Below are 19,638 nucleotides of genomic sequence, written 5' to 3'. Positions count from 1 at the left end.
GGATAAGGCTTTCTATGAGCGATCTGGCCAGAGAGATCACGCCGGTCAACATCGAAGAAGAGCTCAAGAGTTCCTATCTTGATTACGCCATGAGCGTGATCGTAGGACGAGCTCTGCCGGATGTGCGTGATGGCTTGAAACCGGTTCACCGCCGCGTTCTGTTTGCTATGAACGAGTTGGGGAACGACTGGAACAAGCCCTATAAAAAATCGGCCCGTGTGGTCGGTGACGTAATCGGTAAATATCACCCGCACGGCGATAGCGCTGTGTATGACACCATTGTCCGGATGGCGCAGGATTTCTCCATGCGTTACATGCTGGTCGATGGTCAGGGCAACTTCGGTTCAGTCGACGGCGACAGCGCCGCGGCGATGCGTTATACCGAAGTGCGGATGGCCCGCATCTCCCACGAGCTGCTGGCTGATCTGGACAAAGAGACCGTGGACTGGGTGCCGAACTATGACGGCACCGAGATGATCCCGGCGGTCATGCCTACCAAGGTTCCCAACCTGCTGGTCAACGGCTCCTCCGGTATCGCGGTGGGTATGGCGACCAACATTCCGCCTCACAACCTCACCGAGATTGTCAACGGCTGCCTGGCGCTGATCGAAAACGGCGACCTCACCATTGACGAGCTGATGACCTACATCACCGGCCCGGATTTCCCCACCGGCGGCATTATCAACGGTCGTTCCGGCATCGTGCAGGCGTACCGTACCGGTCGTGGCTCCATCTATGTGCGGGCCAAGGCTGAAGTGGAAGTGGACGAGAAGACCAGTCGCGAGACCATCATCGTTCACGAGATCCCCTATCAGGTGAACAAGGCTCGACTGATCGAGAAGATCGCCGAGCTGGTCAAAGAGAAGAAGATCGAGGGCATCAGTGCCCTGCGCGATGAGTCTGACAAAGACGGCATGCGCATCGTTATCGAGATCAAGCGCGGCGAGTCCGGCGAGATTGTGCTGAACAATCTCTACAAGCACACCCAGATGCAGACCACGTTCGGCATCAACATGGTGGCGCTCGATAACAACCAGCCCAAGGTGATGAACCTTAAAGAGATCCTGGATGCGTTCCTGCTGCACCGCCGTGAAGTGGTAACTCGCCGGACCGTGTTTGAACTGCGCAAGGCGCGGGATCGGGCGCACATTTTGGAAGGTCTGGCGGTTGCGCTGGCCAACATCGATCCCATCATCGAGCTGATCCGCCACAGCGCGACCCCGGCCGACGCGAAAGCGGGCCTGGTTGCCAAGGGCTGGGAACTCGGCAACGTGGCCGCCATGCTTGAAAAAGCGGGCGACGACGCGGCACGGCCCGAGTGGCTGGAGCCCGAGTTCGGTATCCGTGAAGGCCAATACTTCCTGACCGAACAGCAAGCCCAGGCCATCCTTGACCTGCGTCTGCACAAGCTGACTGGCCTCGAGCACGAGAAGATCCTGGAAGAGTACCAATCTCTGCTGGATCTGATTGCCGAGTTGCTGCATATCCTGGCGAGCCCGGCTCGTCTGATGGAAGTGATCCGCGATGAACTGCTGGCCGTGCGTGAGCAGTATGGCGACGAGCGTCGCACCGAGATCAGCATGTCCAGTGCCGAGATCAACATCGAAGATCTGATCACCCCGGAAGACGTGGTGGTTACCCTGTCTCACCAGGGCTATGTGAAGTATCAGCCGCTCTCCGACTACGAGGCCCAGCGCCGCGGTGGTCGTGGCAAGTCGGCCACCCGGATCAAGGAAGAGGACTTTGTGGAGCGTCTGCTGGTGGCCAACACCCACGACACCATTTTGTGCTTCTCCACCCGTGGCAAGGTCTACTGGCTCAAGGTCTATCAGCTGCCGGAAGCGTCCCGTGGCGCCCGTGGTCGTCCGATCATCAACCTGCTGCCGCTGGAAGAGGGTGAGCGTATCACCGCTATCCTGCCGGTGAAGGAGTATGATGCCGAGAAGTATGTGTTCTTTGCCACCGCCAACGGTACCGTGAAGAAGACCAGCCTCTCTGACTTCAGCCGTCCGCTCTCCTCCGGTATTCGTGCCATCAACCTTAAAGAGGGTGATGAGCTGATCGGGGTGGATATCACCGATGGTAGCAACGAGATCATGCTCTTCTCCGACGCGGGCAAAGTCGTTCGCTTCGCCGAAGGCAGCGGTCGCGCCGATGCCGATGTCAGCGATGACGTTGAAACCGACGACGATGCCAGCAATGACGATGATGGCAGCGACAACGGCGAAGGCACCGAAAGCAAGGGTACCTTCAAGGGCGTGCGTCCGATGGGTCGTACCGCCGCCGGTGTGCGCGGCATCAAGCTGGGCGCCGGTGACAAGGTGGTTTCCCTCATCGTTCCGCGCGGCGAAGGTGCCATCCTCACCGCCACCGAGAACGGTTACGGCAAGCGGACTGCGTTGGCCGAGTACCCGACCAAGAGCCGTGGTACCCAGGGCGTTATCTCCATCAAGGTGGATGAGCGTAATGGCAAGGTGATCGATGCAATCCAGGTCGAAGATACCGACCAGATCATGCTGATCACCAACGGCGGTACCCTGGTGCGTACCCGTGTTGCCGAGGTGAGCGTCATTGGCCGTAACACCGGCGGTGTCCGTCTGATCCGTACCGGTGAAGACGAGACCGTGGTTGGCCTGCAGCGCATCGCCGAGAGCGACGAAGACGAGAACGACGCTCTGGCCGTTGACGGTGAGGTATCTGAAGGTACCGATACCGCGACCGGCACTGATGCGGTCGATGCAGGGGAAGCGGGCGACGAGTAATCGTCACCAGTACCCGAGCAACGTCTCTGAGCAAAAAGAGCGACCCTGGTGGTCGCTCTTTTTATTTGTCTGCTTTTTATGACTGCCAGCTTCCTGCGCGACAGGGGGCTGGCGGATTACTCCTGCAACCACATTCTGGCGCTGCGGGCGGGAATGGCGACCCGTACCCACTGGCTCTGCACGTTGACCACGGCGCCTTGGTCGAGCGCGTCACGATAGTTGCGATACCAGTTCATCTCGAATTTGGCGGTATCGAGCCAATACTCCTGCTCATAGTCGCACTTGTTGATGCCGACCAGCCCCTGTTTGCCCCGTTTGAATAGCACGAAGCAGTCACCGCTGCCGATCAACTGCATGGGTTGACCCTGCACCGCATTGTGGAAGCGGATCATCCCCTTGAGATCGGCGCGCTGGTAGTAATCCTGCCAGCGCAGTCCATCCTTGGCCTGGGTCTCGCCGTGATCGGAGTAGACCAGCGGCGAGCCACCATCGCGCCCAAGCAGGTAGGCATAGGCCAGCTTCTCGTCAGTCTGGCTTAAGATCTGATAGCGGAAGCCGTCGTTGGTGGGGATGTCGTGGGTCACGGCAAAGGTGACGGCGCGGCTACCCGGCAGCGCCTGACCATAAGCTCCCGGATCTGCCAGCAGGTTCATGCTGCCGCCATACCCTAGCGCCCCGCGCAGGGAGGAAAACAGCGGAAAGTCATAGGCACCCTGGCCGCTGCTGTCGAGGTAGGGTTTGAGGAAGCGCTCGTAATCGGCGCTGCCTGCGCCCCCTGTGGTGATCACCTCGCCAAACACATGCATCCCCTGTTTGATCTCGGGGGTGAACACGGCATTGATCTGGTAATCGCTCATGTGTTTGACCGCATCGACCCGAAAGCCCTTGATCCCCATCCCCTTGAGCGCCTTGAGATAGGCCTGTTGCTGGCTGACTACCCAGTTGTTGGGATCCAGATCCGGCAGCCCCTTGTCACCGGCACCGCCACAGAGACGCCAATACTGGACATGACCCGGATCGCTCCAGTCACTGATGCACCCTTCGGGATGAAAATCCTGACCGGAGAGGAAGTTTTGCCCCAGATCGCCAAACAGTTTCTGGCGCTCGAAATAGGCCGGGTTGCTGGCGTAGCTTTGCAGCAGCTCGTTGCCGGGATAGTTGAGGTCCTGGCGTTTCCAGCTTTCGTTGGCCATGTGGTTGAGCACCACATCGGCATAGACGGCGATGCCCCGCGCCTTCATGGCGGCGATCAGCTGCTCGAGATCCTGTTTATTGCCAAGGGGTGAGTCGACAAGGCGCAGATCCTGCGGCTGGTAACGGGCCCACCATTCGTTGCCTGATGACTTGAGAGGCGGCGAGATGAGTACCTGTTTGTAGCCGGCCGACTTGATAAGGTCGGCTTTGGCGGTCACTTCACTGTACTTCCAGTTGAAGGCGTGCAGTATGACGTCGGCGTGCGCCAAGGGGGCGATCAGCATGCCTGCGATCGCCCATATTCCCGCTGTGTGTTTCATTATTGTGTCCCTGTTTTTATAGATGCCTGAATGGGCAACCCAGCTTTGGTGGGAACAGAGTGAGCTGCAATCCACAACCTGCAGATTTGTGACCGCTTTCAGAGTGATTTCGCCGAATATGTGAACTGTTTCGGCTTTTCCTCGCCACCGCCAGTTGCCTTTTTACAACTGATTTTTTTGTCATTTCCCTGTCATTCCCAGCCGCTATCCTGCCGGGCGAGTGGTGCGTTGTTGCTATCACCTTCACCGTCAGGAGCTGCATATGACCAGTTGGATCACGTGGGAAATTTGGTGGAGCCGGGTATGGGGCGAGTCAGAGGTGCCGCTGTATGAAGAGGATGAGCACGAAGTGGCCCATGAACCCTCGCGACTACCGGTTGAAATGGTGCAGCAGGGTCGGGATCAGCGCGCAGGCTAAGGCGTTAGCCCTCTCTTTACCGGGTAGCGCTTTCTTGTCGCGACATGGCTACTTCGTTGGAAAATTCTGAAAAGCGGGGTTTCCACAGGATGTGTTGCGGCAGGCCTTCCTCTCAACCTCTTGGCAGGCAAGGGTTGTGCATCTGATGTATGCAGGGCGTAAAAGGGGGATTAGAAGAGCGACAGCTGCTCCCCGGGGCGGATAAACCCATCCAGCCTGAGCTGAATATGGCGTTTGCCCAGATCAAGGCGCTTGCTGATAAGGCGAAAGCGCTGGGCCAGCAGATCGGCAAAGTGCCCCTCGCCGCGCATGCGGGTGCCGAAGGCGGTACTGTTGAGCCCGCCACCGCGGCTGGCACGCAGCTGGTTCAAAATTGCCTCCTTCTGGCCGGGATAGTGCTCATCCAGCCAGTCACTGAACAGCGGCGCCAGCTCGTGAGGCAAGCGCAGCAAGATATAGTCGGCGCAACAGGCGCCAGCGTTGGCAGCCGATTTGATGATCTGCTCCAGCTCCGGTTCATTGAGCCGCGGGATCATGGGGGCGGCCAGTACCCCCACCTGCACGCCAGCGTTGGCCAGCTTCTCGATCACTTTCAAGCGGCCGGCACCCGTGCTGGCGCGGGGCTCCAACTGTCGCCGCAGGGTTTCGTTCAAGGTCGTCACCGACACCATCACCTGACACAGTCCCTCTCTGGCCAGCTCGGTCAACAGATCGAGGTCGCGCAAGATCATGGCGCTCTTGGTAATGAGTCCGACCGGGTGGCGGTGTGCCAGCATCACTTCCAACAACTGGCGGGTGAGGCGATAGCGCTGCTCGATGGGTTGATAGGGGTCGGTATTGGCGCCAATGAAGATGGTCTGTGGCTGATAGGCAGGTTTGGCAAACTCCCGGTGCAGCAGGTCGGCTGCATTGCGTTTAGCAAACAGCTTGCTCTCGAAATCAAGACCAGGGGAGAGTTCCAGATAGGCGTGACTGGGTCTGGCATAGCAGTAGATGCAGCCGTGTTCGCACCCCTGATAGGGGTTGATGGAGCGACCAAAGGGGACATCCGGCGAGCTGTTGTAGCTGATGATACTGCGTGCATCGATCTCCCGCACCTCGGTGCCAGGCACAGAAGAAGTGAAGGCGGCATCCCAATCGGACGATTGCCAGCCGTCATCGACCGCTTCGACAAGGGGGCCGCTAAAACGGTGATCGATATTGTTGGGGCTGCCTCGTCCTGCCATGGTGTGCACCGACACTGTTTATACATACAGTTATTTTGCAGGTACCCCGGATAAATGACAACAACTGCTGATCGACCGGGTGCAAAAAGGGTTGTCGTAGGGATCTCTTGCTTGATCGCAACGCTACATTTCGTTTACATAGACGAAATGAGAACTGGATCACGGAAATCATCATGAGCCCCACCACTTCCCGTTGGCTGTTTATCGGTCTGTTTGCGCTGGTTATCTGGCGTCTGCTTCCGCTCTCCACCGAGCAGGAGATGGCTGCCGCCAACCGTGCCTGGCGTACCGGTCACTTTGATGAGGCGACCCGGATCTGGTCGCCACTGGCCGATCAAGGCCAACCTCGGGCGCAAGCCCTGATGGGCTGGAGTCATGAGGTGGGGCAGGGGAGCGAGCAGGATATCCATCAGGCCATCAGCCTCTATCGCCAGTCGGCGCAGGCAGGAGATCCCTTCGGCCAATATCGGCTGGCAGAGCTCTATCTGCGCGGTGTCGGGGTCAAGCGAGATCTGCGCCAAGCCTTTCACTGGATGGAGCAGGCTGCCCGCAATGGTGATGTCCCGGCCATGCTGAAAGTCGGTGTGCTTCATCTGATGGGGGTCAGCGGCAGGGTCGATCTGGCTCAGGCGAAACAGTGGCTCTATCAGGCGGCACAAAAGGGCAACAAGCTGGCGCTTCAGGTGCTGCAAGAGCTGGCGCTGGCAGAGGAGGGGAGCAGTGACTTTGACTTCAACTGGCAATCCCTGCTTGGCGAATAGTCGGTAGGCGACTCATTTGACTGTAGAAAATATCTGCAAATCCGATACAGCACGCCCGACTTCTGGTAGCATGGGGGCCGTTTTGGCTTGGTTTGTCATGTTAGACATGCTGTTTGCGTGTCAGGCCGTCTTCGCAAAGTGCTGTGGAGAACCAGAACATCACCTTTTTGAATCTCTTTTCCATCCCGCATGTGACCTTTGGTAGGGGTCACCACTGTATAAGGAAACACATAATGCCAATCATTACTCTGCCTGACGGCAGCCAACGTCAATTTGCCCACTCTGTTTCCGTCATGGATGTGGCTGCGGACATCGGTCCCGGTCTCGCCAAGGCGTGCATTGCCGGTCGGGTAAACGGTGAACTGGTGGATGCATGCGAGCTGATCGAAGCCGATGCTGCGCTGGCCATCATCACCGCCAAAGACGAAGAAGGTCTGGACATCCTGCGCCACTCCTGCGCTCACTTGCTGGGTCATGCTATCAAGCAACTCTGGCCCCAGACCAAGATGGCCATCGGTCCTGTCATCGACAACGGCTTCTACTATGACGTTGATCTTGACCGTACCCTGACCGATGAAGATCTGGCTGCCCTGGAAGAGCGCATGCTGGCGCTGGTAGCCAAGGATTACGACGTCATCAAGAAGAAAGTCTCCTGGCAAGAAGCGCGCGATGTATTCGAGGCGCGCGGCGAGTCTTACAAAGTCGAAATCCTGGATCAGAACATTGCCCGTGATGACCAGCCAGGTCTCTATCATCACGAAGAGTACATCGACATGTGTCGCGGCCCGCACGTGCCCAACATGCGTCACTGCCACCACTTCAAGTTGCTGAAGATGTCCGGCGCCTACTGGCGTGGCGACTCCAACAACAAGATGCTGCAGCGTATCTACGGTACTGCCTGGGCTGACAAGAAGCAGCTCAAGGCTTATCTGCAGCGTCTGGAAGAGGCCGCCAAGCGCGACCACCGCAAGATCGGCAAGCAGCTCGACCTGTATCACATGCAGGAAGAAGCACCCGGTATGGTGTTCTGGCACAACGATGGCTGGACCATCTTCCGTGAGCTGGAAACCTTTATCCGCGGCAAGCTCAAAGAGTACGACTATCAGGAAGTGAAAGGTCCGTTCATGATGGACCGCGTCCTGTGGGAGCGTTCAGGTCACTGGGAGAAGTATGCCCAGGCCATGTTCACCACCCAGTCCGAAAACCGCGAGTACGCCATCAAGCCGATGAACTGCCCGGGTCACGTCCAGATCTTCAACCAGGGTCTGAAGTCCTACCGCGATCTGCCGCTGCGGATGGCCGAGTTTGGTTCCTGCCACCGCAACGAGCCGTCCGGTTCCCTGCACGGTCTGATGCGGGTGCGCGGTTTCACTCAGGATGACGCTCACATCTTCTGTACCGAAGAGCAGATCATGGAAGAGGTCTCCGGCTGTATTCGTATGGTCTATGACGTCTACGGTACCTTTGGCTTCGAGAACATCGTGGTCAAGCTCTCCACTCGTCCCGAGCAGCGTATCGGCTCTGACGAGATGTGGGATCGCGCCGAGAAAGCGCTGGCCGAAGCGCTGGAGCTCAACGGTCTGAAGTACGATTTGCAGCCGGGTGAAGGGGCGTTCTACGGTCCAAAAATTGAATTTACCCTGCACGATTGCCTTGATCGTGCGTGGCAATGTGGTACCGTGCAGCTCGACTTTGCCCTGCCTGGTCGTCTGGGTGCCACTTATGTGGGCGAAAACAACGATCGTCATGTACCTGTGATGATCCACCGGGCCATCTTGGGTTCTATCGAGCGCTTCATCGGTATTCTGACTGAAGAGTACGCCGGTCTGTTCCCGACCTGGTTGGCTCCGACTCAGGCTGTGGTCATGAATATCACGGACAATCAGGCCGATTATGCGGTGAAAGTAGCCAAAGCATTGAATGATGCGGGCCTTCGCGCAAAAGCGGACTTGAGAAATGAGAAGATTGGCTTTAAAATCCGCGAGCATACTTTGAAGCGAGTACCTTTCATGCTGGTCTGCGGCGATAAAGAAGTTGAAGCCGGTAAGATTGCAGTACGGACTCGTAAAGGGGCTGACCTGGGCACTTATCCTGTTGAAGAGTTCATCGCTCTGCTGACCCAGGAAGTTCAGACCCGCGGACAAAAGAAAGTGGAGGAATAAGCTATAAAAGGCGGAAAAAAACTGGGCAAGCAACCGCAAGCCCGCGCTCACCGGATCAATGAAGAGATCCGTCTGAAAGAAGTTCGTTTGGCTGGTCTGGATGGCGAAGCTCTTGGCATCGTATCTATCCAGGAAGCACTGAACTTGGCCGCAGAGGCCGAAGTGGATCTGGTCGAGATCAGTCCGAACGCCGAGCCGCCCGTTTGCCGGATCATGGATTACGGCAAATTCCTCTACGAAAAGAGCAAAACCACCAAAGAACAGAAGAAAAAGCAGAAAGTCGTCCAGGTCAAGGAGATCAAATTCCGTCCTGGCACTGACGAAGGCGACTATCAGGTAAAACTACGCAACCTGGTTCGCTTTCTGGAAGACGGGGACAAGGCTAAGGTCACCCTGCGCTTCCGTGGTCGTGAAATGGCACACCAGGATCTTGGTATCAAGGTTCTTGAGCGCGTCAAGAACGATCTGGAAGAGTTAGCCGTAGTCGAATCGTTCCCGAAAGTCGAAGGCCGTCAAGCTGTGATGGTCCTCGCACCTAAGAAGAAATCTTAAGGCCCACAAGAAATTGACTCATGGGGCTCGCTCCATGAGTCGGTTCGCCTTGCGATTTTGTTGTCACTCACAATGCGGAGTATGAAATGCCGAAGATGAAAACCAACCGGGGCGCCGCAAAGCGCTTCAAGAAGACTGGCTCAGGTCGCTTCAAGTGCAAGCACAACCACCTGCGTCACATCCTGACCAAGAAGAGCAGTAAGCGTAAGCGTCAGCTGGGACCGAAGTTCTTTGTTTCCGCTGCCGACCACAAACGTGTTGTCGCTTGTCTGCCGTACGCATAAGGGGGGATGTGAAAAATGCCAAGAGTTAAACGTGGTGTGACTGCTCGTGCTCGTCACAAGAAAGTAATGAAAGCCGCCAAGGGTTACTACGGCGCCCGTTCCCGTGTTTACCGCGTAGCGGTACAAGCGGTAACCAAAGCTGGTCAGTATGCCTACCGTGACCGTCGCCAGAAAAAGCGTCAATTCCGTCAGCTGTGGATTGCGCGTATCAACGCTGCTGCCCGTCAGAACGGTCTGTCCTACAGCCGTCTGATCAACGGTCTGAAGAAGGCTTCTATCGAGATCGATCGCAAGATCCTGTCCGATATCGCCGTTCACGACAAGCTGGCTTTCACCGCCCTGGTTGAAAAAGCTAAAGCAGCTCTGGTCTAATTCCAGCACTGTTATAAAAAATAAAGGAGGCTTAGGCCTCCTTTTTTGTATCTGTTGTCCCGTCCTGAATATGGTTTACACCTTTCCCCCCAATACATGGAGAACCCGATGGGACAAGGTGTGAAACGAACACAGCGCGATTACTCACTGACTTTTAAACTGGCACTGGTCGAGCAGATTGAAAAAGGCGAGCTCAGTTGCCAGCAAGCACAAGCCCGATATGGCATTCAGGGCAATTCGACCATTCTGGTATGGTTACGTAAACATGGTCGGCAAGATTGGAGCCAGGGGGCTTCTGTACGTGCCGGCAGGAGCATCACCATGCCTGACCCCGACAACCAGACGCCAGAACAGCGCATCAAGGAACTCGAGCAGCAGCTGGCGCTGATGAGCCAGAAGGCCCAGTTCTTTGAGGCCGTCGTCGATGTACTGAAGAATGACTACGGCGTCTCCATCGTAAAAAAGCGACCCGGCAAGTCCTCTCGCAGCGGCAAGTCGAGAGGCTGACCATCGTCAGGGCTTGCCTGTTTCAGGGGATAAGCCGGCAGGCTTACTACAAGCGCAATCGGGTCGCCGATGAGCGCCATGCACAGGGATTGCAGGTGGTGCGCTTTGTGCGTCAGGTTCGACTGCGACAACCTCGGGTGGGCACTCGCAAGCTGCATTATCTGCTGCAGGGTCAGGATGATGGCGGGCTCAAGGTCGGGCGGGACAGGCTGTTTCGGATATTGGCCGAGCACCGCCTGCTGGTGCCGCCCAGACGGGCGTATCACAAGACCACCCACAGCTTTCACCGCTTCTACCGTCATCCCAACTTGCTCAAGGCGGGGCCAGAGCAGGTCACACCGGTGGCCCCGGAGCAGGTCTGGGTCGCAGATATCACCTATCTGCCAGCCAGGAGCGGACCGCTGTACCTGAGCCTGGTGACGGATGCGTACTCACGCAAGATAGTGGGCCATCACGTGCACGAAGGGATGCACGCCGAGTCGGTAGCGATGGCGTTCAGGAAAGCCCTGAAGCAACGGTGTGGCAGCGGGGAGCTAATCCATCACTCAGACCGCGGCGTGCAGTATTGCTCGGGACTGTATCAGTCATTACATGAACGGTACGGGGTGAAATGCTCGATGACGGATGGGTATGACTGTTACCAGAATGCGTTGGCGGAGCGGGTGAACGGGATTTTGAAAGGAGAGTTATTGTTGCAAAGCCCGCAGGATTTGACGCAAGCGCGGGAAATGGTGCGTGAAGCGGTGGATATTTACAACGAGGAGCGGCCGCATCATGCGTTGAAATACAGAACCCCCGATGCGGTACATAGGGGGTTCTGAGTAGATAAATGCTAGTTGAAAATGTGTAAACCTATTTCAGGACTAGACAATATCTATCTCGCTGCAGCGGCGATCAGTGACCCGCCAGCTTCATATTCTCTACCAGCACCGAGCCGGTCTTGAGACTGGAGCGCTCATCCTCGTCACTACCCACCGCCACGATATGACTGAACATCTCGGCCAGATTGCCGGCGATGGTGATCTCCTCGACCGGATAGGCTATTTCGCCATTCTCGACCCAGAAACCGGCAGCGCCGCGGGAGTAGTCGCCATTGACGATATTGACCCCCTGCCCCATCAGCTCGGTCACCAGCAGACCGGTACCCATCTCTTTCAGCATGCCCTGAAAATCCTGGCCGGTATTGGAGACCTGCCAGTTGTGGATGCCACCGGCATGACCCGTGGTGGTCAGCCCCAGCTTGCGCGCAGAGTAGGAGGTAAGCAGCCAGCTCATCAGCTCGCCGTTACGGATGATATCCATGTCGCGGGTACGCACCCCTTCGCCATCGAACGGGGTACTGGCAAGCCCGCCCAGCAGGTGGGGGAACTCCTGAATGGTGAGCCACTCTGGCAGGATCTGCTTGCCCAATTTGTCGAGCAGGAAGCTCGACTTGCGATAGAGGTTGCCACCGCTGATGGCCATCACCAGATGGCCCCACAGGCCGGAGGCAGTATCGGGGTGGAACAGCACAGGGGCATGGCGGGTAGAAATCTTGCGGGCGCCGAGACGGGAGACGGTACGCTCCACCGCCTCGTCGGCGATGCGCTGCGCGCTCCAGAGCCCGTCGAGGGAACGGCTGGAGGAGTAGCCGTAATCCCGCTGCATGTCGCCATCCTGCTCGCCGATCAGCACGCAGCTAAGGGAGTTACGCGACGCCGCGTAGCCTTTGACGAAGCCGTGGCTGTTACCATAGACCTTGATGCCAAGATGGCTGGAGAAACCGGCACCGTCGGAGTGCTTGATACGGATATCGCGACCCAGAGCGAGTCGTTCGCACTCGATGGCCAGATCGATGCCGCGCTGGGGATCCAGCTCGATTTGGTGACACAGTTGCAGGTCGGGGGCATCCCAGGCCAGCAGCTCGGCGTCCGCCAGACCGGCGCAATCATCCGCCGAGGTGTGGCGGGCAATCTCGATGGCCGCTTCAACGGCGGCACGAATGGCGGGTTTGCTCAGATCGGTGGTCGAGGAAGATCCCTTGCAACCATCGCGATAGACGGCGATGCCGAGGGCGCCATCCTTATTGAATTCAATGCTTTCTAGTTCACAACCCCGGGTGTTCACCGACAACCCGGTCTGCTTGCTGATGGAGACTTCGGCCAGCGAGGCGCCCAGTCCTTTGGCTATCTCCAGGGCTTCGGCAACCACGGCCTCGAGATGGGCTTGATCCTGGCGGATTTGGTCTTGCTGATCCATAACTCACATCTGTATGAAAGAAGGAAAGGGGGGTAAGCATATCAGACCCCTGCGCCCAGCGGGAGAAGCTGGTAACATATCCGCCAAACGTGAATGACAGGAATCAAGAGACCGATGAGTCAATATCAAGACGACAACGAGTTCGAAGACTGGGGCCCCAGCAAGAGCCAGCTCAAGCGCGATGCCGAAGCATTGCAGAAAATGGGGGAAGAGATCGTCTCCCTCAGCCACAGCGAGCTGGAAAAAATCCCGTTGGATGAAGAGCTTGCAGAAGCTGTCGAGCTGGGTCGCAAACTCAAGCCGAAGAAGGATGAGTCCTTCCGTCGCCATCTGCAGTTCATCGGCCGCCTGATGCGCAGCCGCGATATCGAGCCGATTGCCGAAGCGCTCTCCATCATCAAGAACCGTCACTCCACCGTGAATGCGCGCCTGCATCGCCTGGAGCAGTGGCGCGAGCGCCTGATCACCGAAGGTGACAGCGCCCTCAATGAGCTGATGTCCCAGTTCCACGAACTGGATCGCCAGAAGCTGCGCCAGCTGATCCGCTCCGCCAACAAGGAGCGGGAGCTGAACAAGCCGCCGGTCGCCTACCGCGAGATGTACCAGTATCTGCGCGGCGAGATCGAAGACCTGCTGTGATCCCCGACACACGCCTCCCCTCGGGGAGGCGTGTTTCTATTGATGCCTTTTCCTCTCAACATCCCCCGCCAGCCCTGCGCGTTTAATATATCCACCATTTTACTACCCCAGCCATAACGGCTCATCTCAACAGCCCCGTTAAATCGCCGCTTAAGAGCCGTTCAAGACAAATCTGTTAACAACTTTGCATCATTTTGTTTGACATATTGAACAGCCTTGGCAGACTGGGGAGAGGATCCAGGCTGTCGCTGCCGAGGCTGACCGACGATTCGATTCTGCCACCCGGTAAGACGCGGGATCCCATGACCATACCTTGAGGCATGCCCTTGCCCAGCCGATGTGCAAGGGTCTGCCCAAGGTGCAGGATGAGACTTCAACGCCAAGGATAATCAAGGTGCCCTATGCCAAATCCCCTGCCTCCCGCTCCCCGTAAACCTGTCGTACTGATGACCATGGGCGCCCAGCCCCGCAACGGCCACGCCTATCAGGTGATGACCCACAAATACATCATGCCGCTGGTCGAGATCAGTGGCTGTGTCCCGCTGCTGGTACCCACCTGCTGCGGCACCGCCGATCTGGAGCAGTATCTGGATCTCGCCGATGGGGTCTATCTGAGTGGTGCAGGTTCCAATATCGATCCGGCCCTCTACGGTCAGGAGAACCTCACGCCGGAAAAACAGCAAGACAGGGATCGCGATTTGTTCGACCTGCCCCTCATCAAGGGGGCGCTCGCCCGTGGCTTGCCGATCCTCGGTATCTGCCGCGGCATGCAGGAGATCAACGTGGCGCTGGGGGGAGACATCCATCAGAAGGTCTATAACGAGCCGGGATATGACGATCACCGGGAGGATGCCGACGATCCGGTCGACGAGCAGTATGGGCCGAGCCATCAGATCAAACTGCTGCCCGGCAGCTGGTTTGCCGAACTGATGGGGGAAGAACAGATTCCGGTCAACTCCCTGCATGGGCAGGGCATCAACCGGTTGGGGAAGGGTCTGGAGCCGTTGGCCCACGCCGAAGATGGGCTGATAGAGGCACTTCATGCTCCCGCACTGTCGCCCTTTTTGCTGGCAGTGCAGTGGCATCCGGAGTGGAAGGCCAATGAAAACCCCCACTCCATCAAGATATTTCAAGCCTTTGGCGATGCCTGCCGCCAGCGCTGTGCATTGATGGCAGCGAGTTAATCCCTCATCGATTCAGTCGCCAAACCCGCGCGCCTTGAGCTTGGGCAGTCCACCCCGCTCGGGGCGCAGGGTACGGCAGATATCCATCCCCTTGAGCCCGCGCTGGATATGGTCAGGCGAATGGCCAAACACCATGCCGTTGCTGCGGTAGAGGTTGTTGTCATCCAGCTCGAACTTCTCGCCACCGATCAGCAACTGCTCGCGGCCATTGACCGTGTCACCCCGCTTGATGGGCACCTTCATGTCGCTCAGCACCTCACCGGTGGCACACCCCTCACGCCAGCGCGCCTCGCTGGAGAAGGGGGTAATGGCTATTTCACGCCAGGAGCCATCCCGGAATTCGACCCGATACTTCTCGGCCAGCAGGTCGCAGCCAGCCAATGGCAACAGGGCCATCAAACAGATGATTTTCTTTGAAAATTTCACTCAATCGCACTCCTTTGCCCGGTTCTGCACAGGATAAATAAATTGCCGCCCCAACGCACCATTTCCCAGCGCCGCAGCAGCTATGCTGGAAATAAAACCACAATAAGGTGCTGCTATGGCTGGCGAAAACCTCACCGCGCTACCGACGCTGATCTGGATTGGCGAACACCCGTTCTGGACCCTGCTCACCCTCTCCCTGATGCTGATCCACTTCTGGCGCCGTCCGGGACAGCGACGGGAGCTGCTCTCCGAGCTCAGTTTCGTGATGATAAGCGCGGTGGTGATCCTGCTGATCCAGCTGGAGGGGGGCTGGTTCAAACTGCCGCTGCCCCATCAATTGCTGATCGAGATTTCAACCCTGCTGGCCGGCCTGATACTGGTCAAGATATGGGGGATCCTGCTGTTCGAATTTTTGCTCCCCCTCTGCCATGTGCGGATCCCGCGGATCATCGCCGATATCGTCATCACCATCGGCTATATCGGCTGGGGTCTGTTTCGCCTCTACGCCTCCGGCATGGCGCTCGGGGAGATAGTCACCACCTCCGCGGTGATCACCGCGGTCATCGCCTTCGCCATGCAGGACACCCTGGGCAACCTGCTGGCCGGGGTCTCCATTCAGCTCGACAACTCCATCGCCATCGGTGACTGGCTGCAAGTGGATACCACCCAGGGCCGGGTGGTGGAGATCAACTGGCGTGCCACCACCATCGAGACCCGCAACTGGGAGACAGTCGTCATCCCCAACAGCCACCTGCTCAAACAGCGCTTCACCGTGCTCGGGCGTCGCCGTGGCGAACCCTTGCAGTGGCGGCGCTGGGTCTGGTTCGATCTGACCCTGGATACCCTGCCGACCCAGATCATCGCGCTGATCGAGAAATCCCTGCGGGAGACCAAGCTCCCCTGCGTCGCCAAGTATCCGCAACCGGACTGCCTGTTGATGAATGTCGAGGGTGGGATTGCCCGCTATGCAGTGCGCTACTGGCTGACCGATCTGGCTCGCGACGATCCGACCGACTCCATGGTGCGCAGCCTGATCGATGCCGCCCTGCGCCGCAACGATCGCCGCCTCACCCCGCCGATCTTCAACGTCTTTATGGCCAAGGAGAAGCAGCATCTGGATGCCCGCCACAAGCGCCACACCGCCGAACGAACCGATACCCTGCGCAAGCTGCCGCTGTTTGCCATGTTGCAGGAGGATGAGCTGATCAGACTGGCGGACCAGGTGAAGTTTGCCCCCTTCGTCAGCGGCGACATCATGCTGGAGCAGGGAGATGTCTCCAGCTGGCTGTTCGTGCTGGTCAAAGGGGAAGCCGAGATGGTGGTCAATGTCGAGGGGCGAGAGCTGAAGCTTGGTACGCTCAACGCGGGAGACTTTTTTGGCGAACTGAGCCTGCTCACCGGCGAGCCCAGCTCCTTCACGGTACGGGCGGTGGCCACCGTCGAAACCTATCGCATCAATCAGGCAATGTTTCAGGAGCTGGTGATGCAGCGTGAGGCGCTGGTCGAGCCCCTCTACCGGGTGCTGAGCGATCGTCAGCAGGAGCAGCGGGCGCTGCTGGAGCGGGAGGCGGAAGCCATGAAACAGCCACCACAACAGCTTGATCTGCTTGATAAACTGATGAAGCTGTTCGGTGGAAGATGACGTAACATGGCATCGTATTGAGGACGTGAAGAGAGAACAGCAGCCATGTTACTGACAACCCTGGCCCTTGCCGCCAGCCTGCAATTTGATTGTCCCGCCACCATCGAGAGTCGCCAGCAGCTGCTGACCCCGCAGCAGGGCTGGCAGGCGTTCACCCGCAATGACGATGGCAAACCGGACGAAACCCTCAGTCACCGGCTCGATAATCTGGCCCTGTTCGACGGAGATCCTGCTGAACTGGCCCAACTCAAACCGGATAATGGCGACAGCGACGAGATCCACTACTGGAGCCAGCTCGATAGCAGCCTGCGCCCCCTCTATCTGGTTTGCCGCTATCAGAACAGCGCCATCACCCTGCAACAAGCGCTGCCCGCCGGTATCAGTTACTGCCGCGTCAACCAGCGCGACCGCTACACCCTGCTCGGGTTGGTTTGTCGCAAATAGCGGGCGTAACCCCTTGCCATATATTGCTATTCGCTGACAGCCATTACCGCCTGAGCGTGGCCACCCGCCAGCGCCATCAGAGCAGCAGCTCGGCCAGCTCCTCCAGTGCCGTCAGCTCCACGTCCGGCAACAGTTGCAGCTGTTGCCACCGTTGCTGCCGCTCGTTGAGCCAGGCGGCGCGAAAGCCATGCAGACGGGCACCCAGTACATCGGTCTCGGGATGATCCCCCACATGGAGGATCCGCTGCGCAGGCAGCTTGAGGGCACTGCGGGTCTGCTCAAACATATCCGGCGCCGGTTTCATCCTGGCGCCCGCCCCCGCCTTGCAGACCAGCGTGAAGTAGCGATCCAGCCCGGCCTGAAGCAGATCCAGATTGCCGTTGGTGATGACCACCAGCGGGTAGCGTTCGGCCAATCTGGCCAGCAGCTGATGAGTGGACTCGCTCACATCGATCTTCGAGCGCTCTGCCAGAAACGCAGCAAACACCTGCTCCGCCTCGCGGCTGGCCTGCTGGTCGGCCATCCCCCCCTCGACCATGGCGGTACGGATGGTCTGCTGGCGCGCCAGGCTGACATCGTGGCGCAGCTCGGGCCGAGCCATCAACACAGCGCGTTTTAGCTCCAGCCAGCGCGGCTTGTCGAGCATGGCGGTGGCCAGATATTCGCTGCGCAGATGGTTCAGCATCCACTGCTCGGCGCGCACGATGGCGGGGCCGTTGTCATAGAGGGTGTCATCGAGGTCAAACGAGATGGCAGCAACCGGCTGCCAGCGGCGATAGAAGTGCATGGACTCTCCTCTGCAACGGGGCTCAGGGCCCGTTATTCATCGTCCTGTGCATCCGGGTCACGCTTGGCCCTTGGGTGAGCGCTGTCGTAGACCTTGGCCAGATGCTGGAAGTCGAGGTGGGTATAGATCTGGGTGGTGGAGAGGTCGGCATGTCCCAGCAGCTCCTGAACCGCCCGCAGATCGCCGGAAGACTCCAGCATATGGGTGGCGAAGCTGTGGCGCAGCTTGTGGGGATGGACGTGGGCGTTGAGCGCCTGCTTGTTGCCCCAGCCATCGAGGCGAGCCTGCACCGAGCGGGCCGACAGCCGCTGCTTGCGGCTGGAGACAAACAGCGCCTCGCTCTCATCCCCAGCCAGCAGCGGGCGCACCTTGAGCCACTTCTGCAGCCACTCGACCGCCATCCGGCCGATGGGCAGCACCCGCTCCCGCGAGCCCTTGCCGGTCACCTTGAGCTGGCGGTCGTCGAGCTTCAGATCCACCAGATTGATCCCCACCAGCTCGGCCAGACGCAGCCCTGAAGAGTACATCAGCTCCATGATGGCGCGATCCCGCACCGCCAGCGGATCCTGCTCGTCGGTGATGTTGAGCAGCTGGTGCATCTCGTCCACATCGAGGTTTTTCGGCAGCGGCCTCCCCTGTTTGGGGGTGACGATGCCACGGGCCGGATTGGCGGTCAGTCGCCCCTGCCGCACCTGCCAGTCGCAAAAGCTGCGCAGGGCCGAGACCTTGGTGGAAAGGGAACGAGGAGCAAGGCCCGCCTTGTGCATCCGGGTCACCAGAGTGCGCACCTGACTCGCCTCAAGCCGACCCCAGTCAGTGAGCCCCAGGGCTACCAGCTCGGCGGTCATCGCCTCCAGATGGGCTTGATAGTTATTGCGGGTATGAGGGCTGAGCTGACGCTCGACCCTCAGGTATTCGATAAAGGCCGCCAGCTCGTCCGCCAGTGCCGCGGGCAGTGGCGGTGTGACGACGGGAGCTTTGGCGGGCGCCCTGGCCGGTGTTCTAGCCATGAGTCAACTCGGGCAGACGCAGTTGCAGCAGGCGCCCCAGTTGGCCCAGCAGCAGGGTGTCGTTGTGGGGAGTAAAGTGGCCGGGATCCGAGCTGGCGAAGGCCAGCACACCGAGATCGCCGAGCCGCATCAGGGCCACCGAGTTGACCAGCACATCGTGGCCAAACAGCGCCTGCTTCTCGCTCTGGCTCAGGCGGCCAAAGTAGTAATCCTGCCCCGGCAGACGCTGACCCAGCAGGGATTCGAGCTGCTTGCCCTGTGCCAGAAAGCGCTGCTCGGGCCCGCTCAGGGTAAACTTCTTGGGATTGAGCCAGAGCCGCAGCCCGGTCAGGCGCAGCCGCTGGACAAAGGCCTTGCCCATCACGGCACTCACTTCGAACAGGGTCTGGCAGCCGTACAGCTCGCCGTAGAGATCGGCATAGACCCGGAATATGCGCTCGTTCTCGCTGGCGATCCCCATCAATTCGGTGATCTCCTGCTCCAGCTGTTCGATCCGCTCGCGCTGGCGCTCCAGCTGGCGCTCGACCAGCGAGACCGACCCTTTGCGTTCATGGGGAATGCGGATCCGGTCCAGCACGGCGGCATGGCGTTGGAAAAACTCGGGATAACGGGCCAGGTACTCCAGCACAGTGGCTTCATCCACCGATTGCTCCTGCCGTTTGAGTTCGCTCATAAATTGGTTGATCCATCAGAGAAATGGGACTCGCGGC

Annotated in this window: 19 protein-coding genes; 12 read left to right on the top strand and 7 right to left on the bottom strand. The window is 58.7% G+C overall.

From position 1 onward, the window contains the following. Positions 1-14 precede the first annotated feature (14 nt). Complete coding sequence (gene gyrA / locus G5287_RS03925) at positions 15-2,762, top strand: DNA topoisomerase (ATP-hydrolyzing) subunit A (RefSeq protein ID WP_043820157.1); 2,748 nt, start codon at positions 15-17, stop codon at positions 2,760-2,762. A gap of 116 nt (positions 2,763-2,878) precedes the next feature. Here the strand turns inward: gyrA and G5287_RS03920 are convergent, their stop codons facing one another. Next, complete coding sequence (locus tag G5287_RS03920) at positions 2,879-4,276, bottom strand: alpha-amylase family protein (RefSeq protein WP_421230884.1); 1,398 nt, start codon at positions 4,274-4,276, stop codon at positions 2,879-2,881. 262 nt (positions 4,277-4,538) lie between these two features. On the opposite strand from G5287_RS03920, the gene G5287_RS03915 reads away from it, so the two are divergent. Continuing rightward, complete coding sequence (locus tag G5287_RS03915) at positions 4,539-4,694, top strand: hypothetical protein (RefSeq protein ID WP_005345370.1); 156 nt, start codon at positions 4,539-4,541, stop codon at positions 4,692-4,694. 170 nt (positions 4,695-4,864) lie between these two features. Here G5287_RS03915 and G5287_RS03910 read toward each other — a convergent pair whose 3' ends face one another. Further along, positions 4,865-5,920: a PA0069 family radical SAM protein gene (locus G5287_RS03910; RefSeq protein ID WP_227342858.1), complete on the bottom strand. Its 1,056-nt coding sequence runs from the start codon at positions 5,918-5,920 to the stop codon at positions 4,865-4,867. A 173-nt stretch (positions 5,921-6,093) separates the two neighbouring features. On the opposite strand from G5287_RS03910, the gene G5287_RS03905 reads away from it, so the two are divergent. The 6 genes from G5287_RS03905 (at position 6,094) to G5287_RS03880 (ending at position 11,379) form a co-directional block, all read left to right on the top strand. Beyond that, positions 6,094-6,681, top strand: coding sequence for a tetratricopeptide repeat protein (locus G5287_RS03905; protein WP_227342860.1), 588 nt, complete (start codon positions 6,094-6,096; stop codon positions 6,679-6,681). A gap of 233 nt (positions 6,682-6,914) precedes the next feature. Beyond that, the gene (gene thrS, locus G5287_RS03900; RefSeq protein ID WP_005336690.1) at positions 6,915-8,843 is read left to right on the top strand and encodes a threonine--tRNA ligase; all 1,929 of its coding nucleotides are present in this window, start codon (positions 6,915-6,917) and stop codon (positions 8,841-8,843) included. Between the two features lie 21 nt (positions 8,844-8,864). Then, a complete protein-coding gene (gene infC, locus G5287_RS03895) occupies positions 8,865-9,395 on the top strand; it encodes a translation initiation factor IF-3 (RefSeq protein WP_234923365.1) in 531 nt (176 codons plus the stop codon). Positions 9,396-9,481: 86 nt separating this feature from the next. Then, positions 9,482-9,679: a 50S ribosomal protein L35 gene (gene rpmI, locus G5287_RS03890; RefSeq protein WP_005300673.1), complete on the top strand. Its 198-nt coding sequence runs from the start codon at positions 9,482-9,484 to the stop codon at positions 9,677-9,679. 15 nt (positions 9,680-9,694) lie between these two features. Continuing rightward, positions 9,695-10,051 (top strand): 50S ribosomal protein L20, encoded by a 357-nt coding sequence (gene rplT / locus G5287_RS03885; RefSeq protein WP_005300683.1) that lies wholly within the window; start codon positions 9,695-9,697, stop codon positions 10,049-10,051. Positions 10,052-10,159: 108 nt separating this feature from the next. Then, positions 10,160-11,379 (top strand): IS3 family transposase gene (locus G5287_RS03880; protein WP_421230883.1). Its coding sequence is split into 2 segments (ribosomal slippage): positions 10,160-10,508 and positions 10,508-11,379, totalling 1,221 coding nucleotides; the frame shifts between segments, so codons are not numbered across the junction. Positions 11,380-11,452: 73 nt separating this feature from the next. Here G5287_RS03880 and pmbA read toward each other — a convergent pair. Next, entirely contained in the window at positions 11,453-12,796 is a 1,344-nt protein-coding gene (gene pmbA, locus G5287_RS03875) for a metalloprotease PmbA (protein ID WP_216979642.1), read from the bottom strand. Positions 12,797-12,910: 114 nt separating this feature from the next. Between pmbA and yjgA the strand changes: the two genes are divergently transcribed. Both yjgA and G5287_RS03865 read left to right on the top strand, forming a co-directional pair. Next, positions 12,911-13,435, top strand: a complete 525-nt coding sequence (gene yjgA / locus G5287_RS03870) for a ribosome biogenesis factor YjgA (protein WP_005336359.1) — start codon at positions 12,911-12,913, stop codon at positions 13,433-13,435. Between the two features lie 401 nt (positions 13,436-13,836). Then, complete coding sequence (locus G5287_RS03865) at positions 13,837-14,619, top strand: gamma-glutamyl-gamma-aminobutyrate hydrolase family protein (RefSeq protein ID WP_421208906.1); 783 nt, start codon at positions 13,837-13,839, stop codon at positions 14,617-14,619. A 12-nt stretch (positions 14,620-14,631) separates the two neighbouring features. Here the strand turns inward: G5287_RS03865 and G5287_RS03860 are convergent, their stop codons facing one another. Next, on the bottom strand, positions 14,632-15,015 hold the full coding sequence (locus G5287_RS03860) for a hypothetical protein (protein WP_040069030.1): 384 nt from the start codon (positions 15,013-15,015) through the stop codon (positions 14,632-14,634). Between the two features lie 145 nt (positions 15,016-15,160). Between G5287_RS03860 and G5287_RS03855 the strand changes: the two genes are divergently transcribed. Both G5287_RS03855 and G5287_RS03850 read left to right on the top strand, forming a co-directional pair. Then, complete coding sequence (locus G5287_RS03855; protein ID WP_421208907.1) at positions 15,161-16,687, top strand: cyclic nucleotide-binding domain-containing protein; 1,527 nt, start codon at positions 15,161-15,163, stop codon at positions 16,685-16,687. 45 nt (positions 16,688-16,732) lie between these two features. After that, a complete protein-coding gene (locus tag G5287_RS03850) occupies positions 16,733-17,131 on the top strand; it encodes an STY0301 family protein (protein WP_421208908.1) in 399 nt (132 codons plus the stop codon). A gap of 76 nt (positions 17,132-17,207) precedes the next feature. Here the strand turns inward: G5287_RS03850 and G5287_RS03845 are convergent, their stop codons facing one another. The 3 genes from G5287_RS03845 to G5287_RS03835 are packed head-to-tail and all read right to left on the bottom strand — an operon-like array spanning position 17,208 to position 19,601. Then, the gene (locus tag G5287_RS03845; protein WP_421230882.1) at positions 17,208-17,918 is read right to left on the bottom strand and encodes an HAD-IA family hydrolase; all 711 of its coding nucleotides are present in this window, start codon (positions 17,916-17,918) and stop codon (positions 17,208-17,210) included. Positions 17,919-17,950: 32 nt separating this feature from the next. Continuing rightward, positions 17,951-18,928 carry a tyrosine recombinase XerC gene (gene xerC, locus G5287_RS03840; RefSeq protein ID WP_227341541.1) on the bottom strand — a complete coding sequence of 326 codons (978 nt, stop codon included), beginning with the start codon at positions 18,926-18,928 and terminating at the stop codon, positions 17,951-17,953. Then, complete coding sequence (locus G5287_RS03835; protein WP_043821859.1) at positions 18,921-19,601, bottom strand: DUF484 family protein; 681 nt, start codon at positions 19,599-19,601, stop codon at positions 18,921-18,923. The genes xerC and G5287_RS03835 overlap by 8 nt, the downstream gene beginning before the upstream one ends. Positions 19,602-19,638 lie beyond the last annotated feature (37 nt).

It is taken from the genome of Aeromonas sp. 603079 (genome assembly GCF_049172135.1).
Lineage (GTDB): Bacteria > Pseudomonadota > Gammaproteobacteria > Enterobacterales > Aeromonadaceae > Aeromonas > Aeromonas veronii.
This window is presented reverse-complemented; position numbering and strand designations above follow the sequence as displayed.

Excerpts from the sequence above, each read along its gene's own strand:
- gyrA (WP_043820157.1), top strand. The coding sequence starts at position 15 with ATGAGCGATCTGGCCAGAGAGATCACGCCGGTCAACATCGAAGAAGAG.
- G5287_RS03920 (WP_421230884.1), bottom strand. The coding sequence starts at position 4,276 with ATGAAACACACAGCGGGAATATGGGCGATCGCAGGCATGCTGATCGCC.
- G5287_RS03915 (WP_005345370.1), top strand. The coding sequence starts at position 4,539 with ATGACCAGTTGGATCACGTGGGAAATTTGGTGGAGCCGGGTATGGGGC.
- G5287_RS03910 (WP_227342858.1), bottom strand. The coding sequence starts at position 5,920 with ATGGCAGGACGAGGCAGCCCCAACAATATCGATCACCGTTTTAGCGGC.
- G5287_RS03905 (WP_227342860.1), top strand. The coding sequence starts at position 6,094 with ATGAGCCCCACCACTTCCCGTTGGCTGTTTATCGGTCTGTTTGCGCTG.
- thrS (WP_005336690.1), top strand. The coding sequence starts at position 6,915 with ATGCCAATCATTACTCTGCCTGACGGCAGCCAACGTCAATTTGCCCAC.
- rpmI (WP_005300673.1), top strand. The coding sequence starts at position 9,482 with ATGCCGAAGATGAAAACCAACCGGGGCGCCGCAAAGCGCTTCAAGAAG.
- rplT (WP_005300683.1), top strand. The coding sequence starts at position 9,695 with ATGCCAAGAGTTAAACGTGGTGTGACTGCTCGTGCTCGTCACAAGAAA.
- pmbA (WP_216979642.1), bottom strand. The coding sequence starts at position 12,796 with ATGGATCAGCAAGACCAAATCCGCCAGGATCAAGCCCATCTCGAGGCC.
- yjgA (WP_005336359.1), top strand. The coding sequence starts at position 12,911 with ATGAGTCAATATCAAGACGACAACGAGTTCGAAGACTGGGGCCCCAGC.
- G5287_RS03865 (WP_421208906.1), top strand. The coding sequence starts at position 13,837 with ATGCCAAATCCCCTGCCTCCCGCTCCCCGTAAACCTGTCGTACTGATG.
- G5287_RS03860 (WP_040069030.1), bottom strand. The coding sequence starts at position 15,015 with ATGGCCCTGTTGCCATTGGCTGGCTGCGACCTGCTGGCCGAGAAGTAT.
- G5287_RS03855 (WP_421208907.1), top strand. The coding sequence starts at position 15,161 with ATGGCTGGCGAAAACCTCACCGCGCTACCGACGCTGATCTGGATTGGC.
- G5287_RS03850 (WP_421208908.1), top strand. The coding sequence starts at position 16,733 with ATGTTACTGACAACCCTGGCCCTTGCCGCCAGCCTGCAATTTGATTGT.
- G5287_RS03845 (WP_421230882.1), bottom strand. The coding sequence starts at position 17,918 with ATGCACTTCTATCGCCGCTGGCAGCCGGTTGCTGCCATCTCGTTTGAC.
- xerC (WP_227341541.1), bottom strand. The coding sequence starts at position 18,928 with ATGGCTAGAACACCGGCCAGGGCGCCCGCCAAAGCTCCCGTCGTCACA.
- G5287_RS03835 (WP_043821859.1), bottom strand. The coding sequence starts at position 19,601 with ATGAGCGAACTCAAACGGCAGGAGCAATCGGTGGATGAAGCCACTGTG.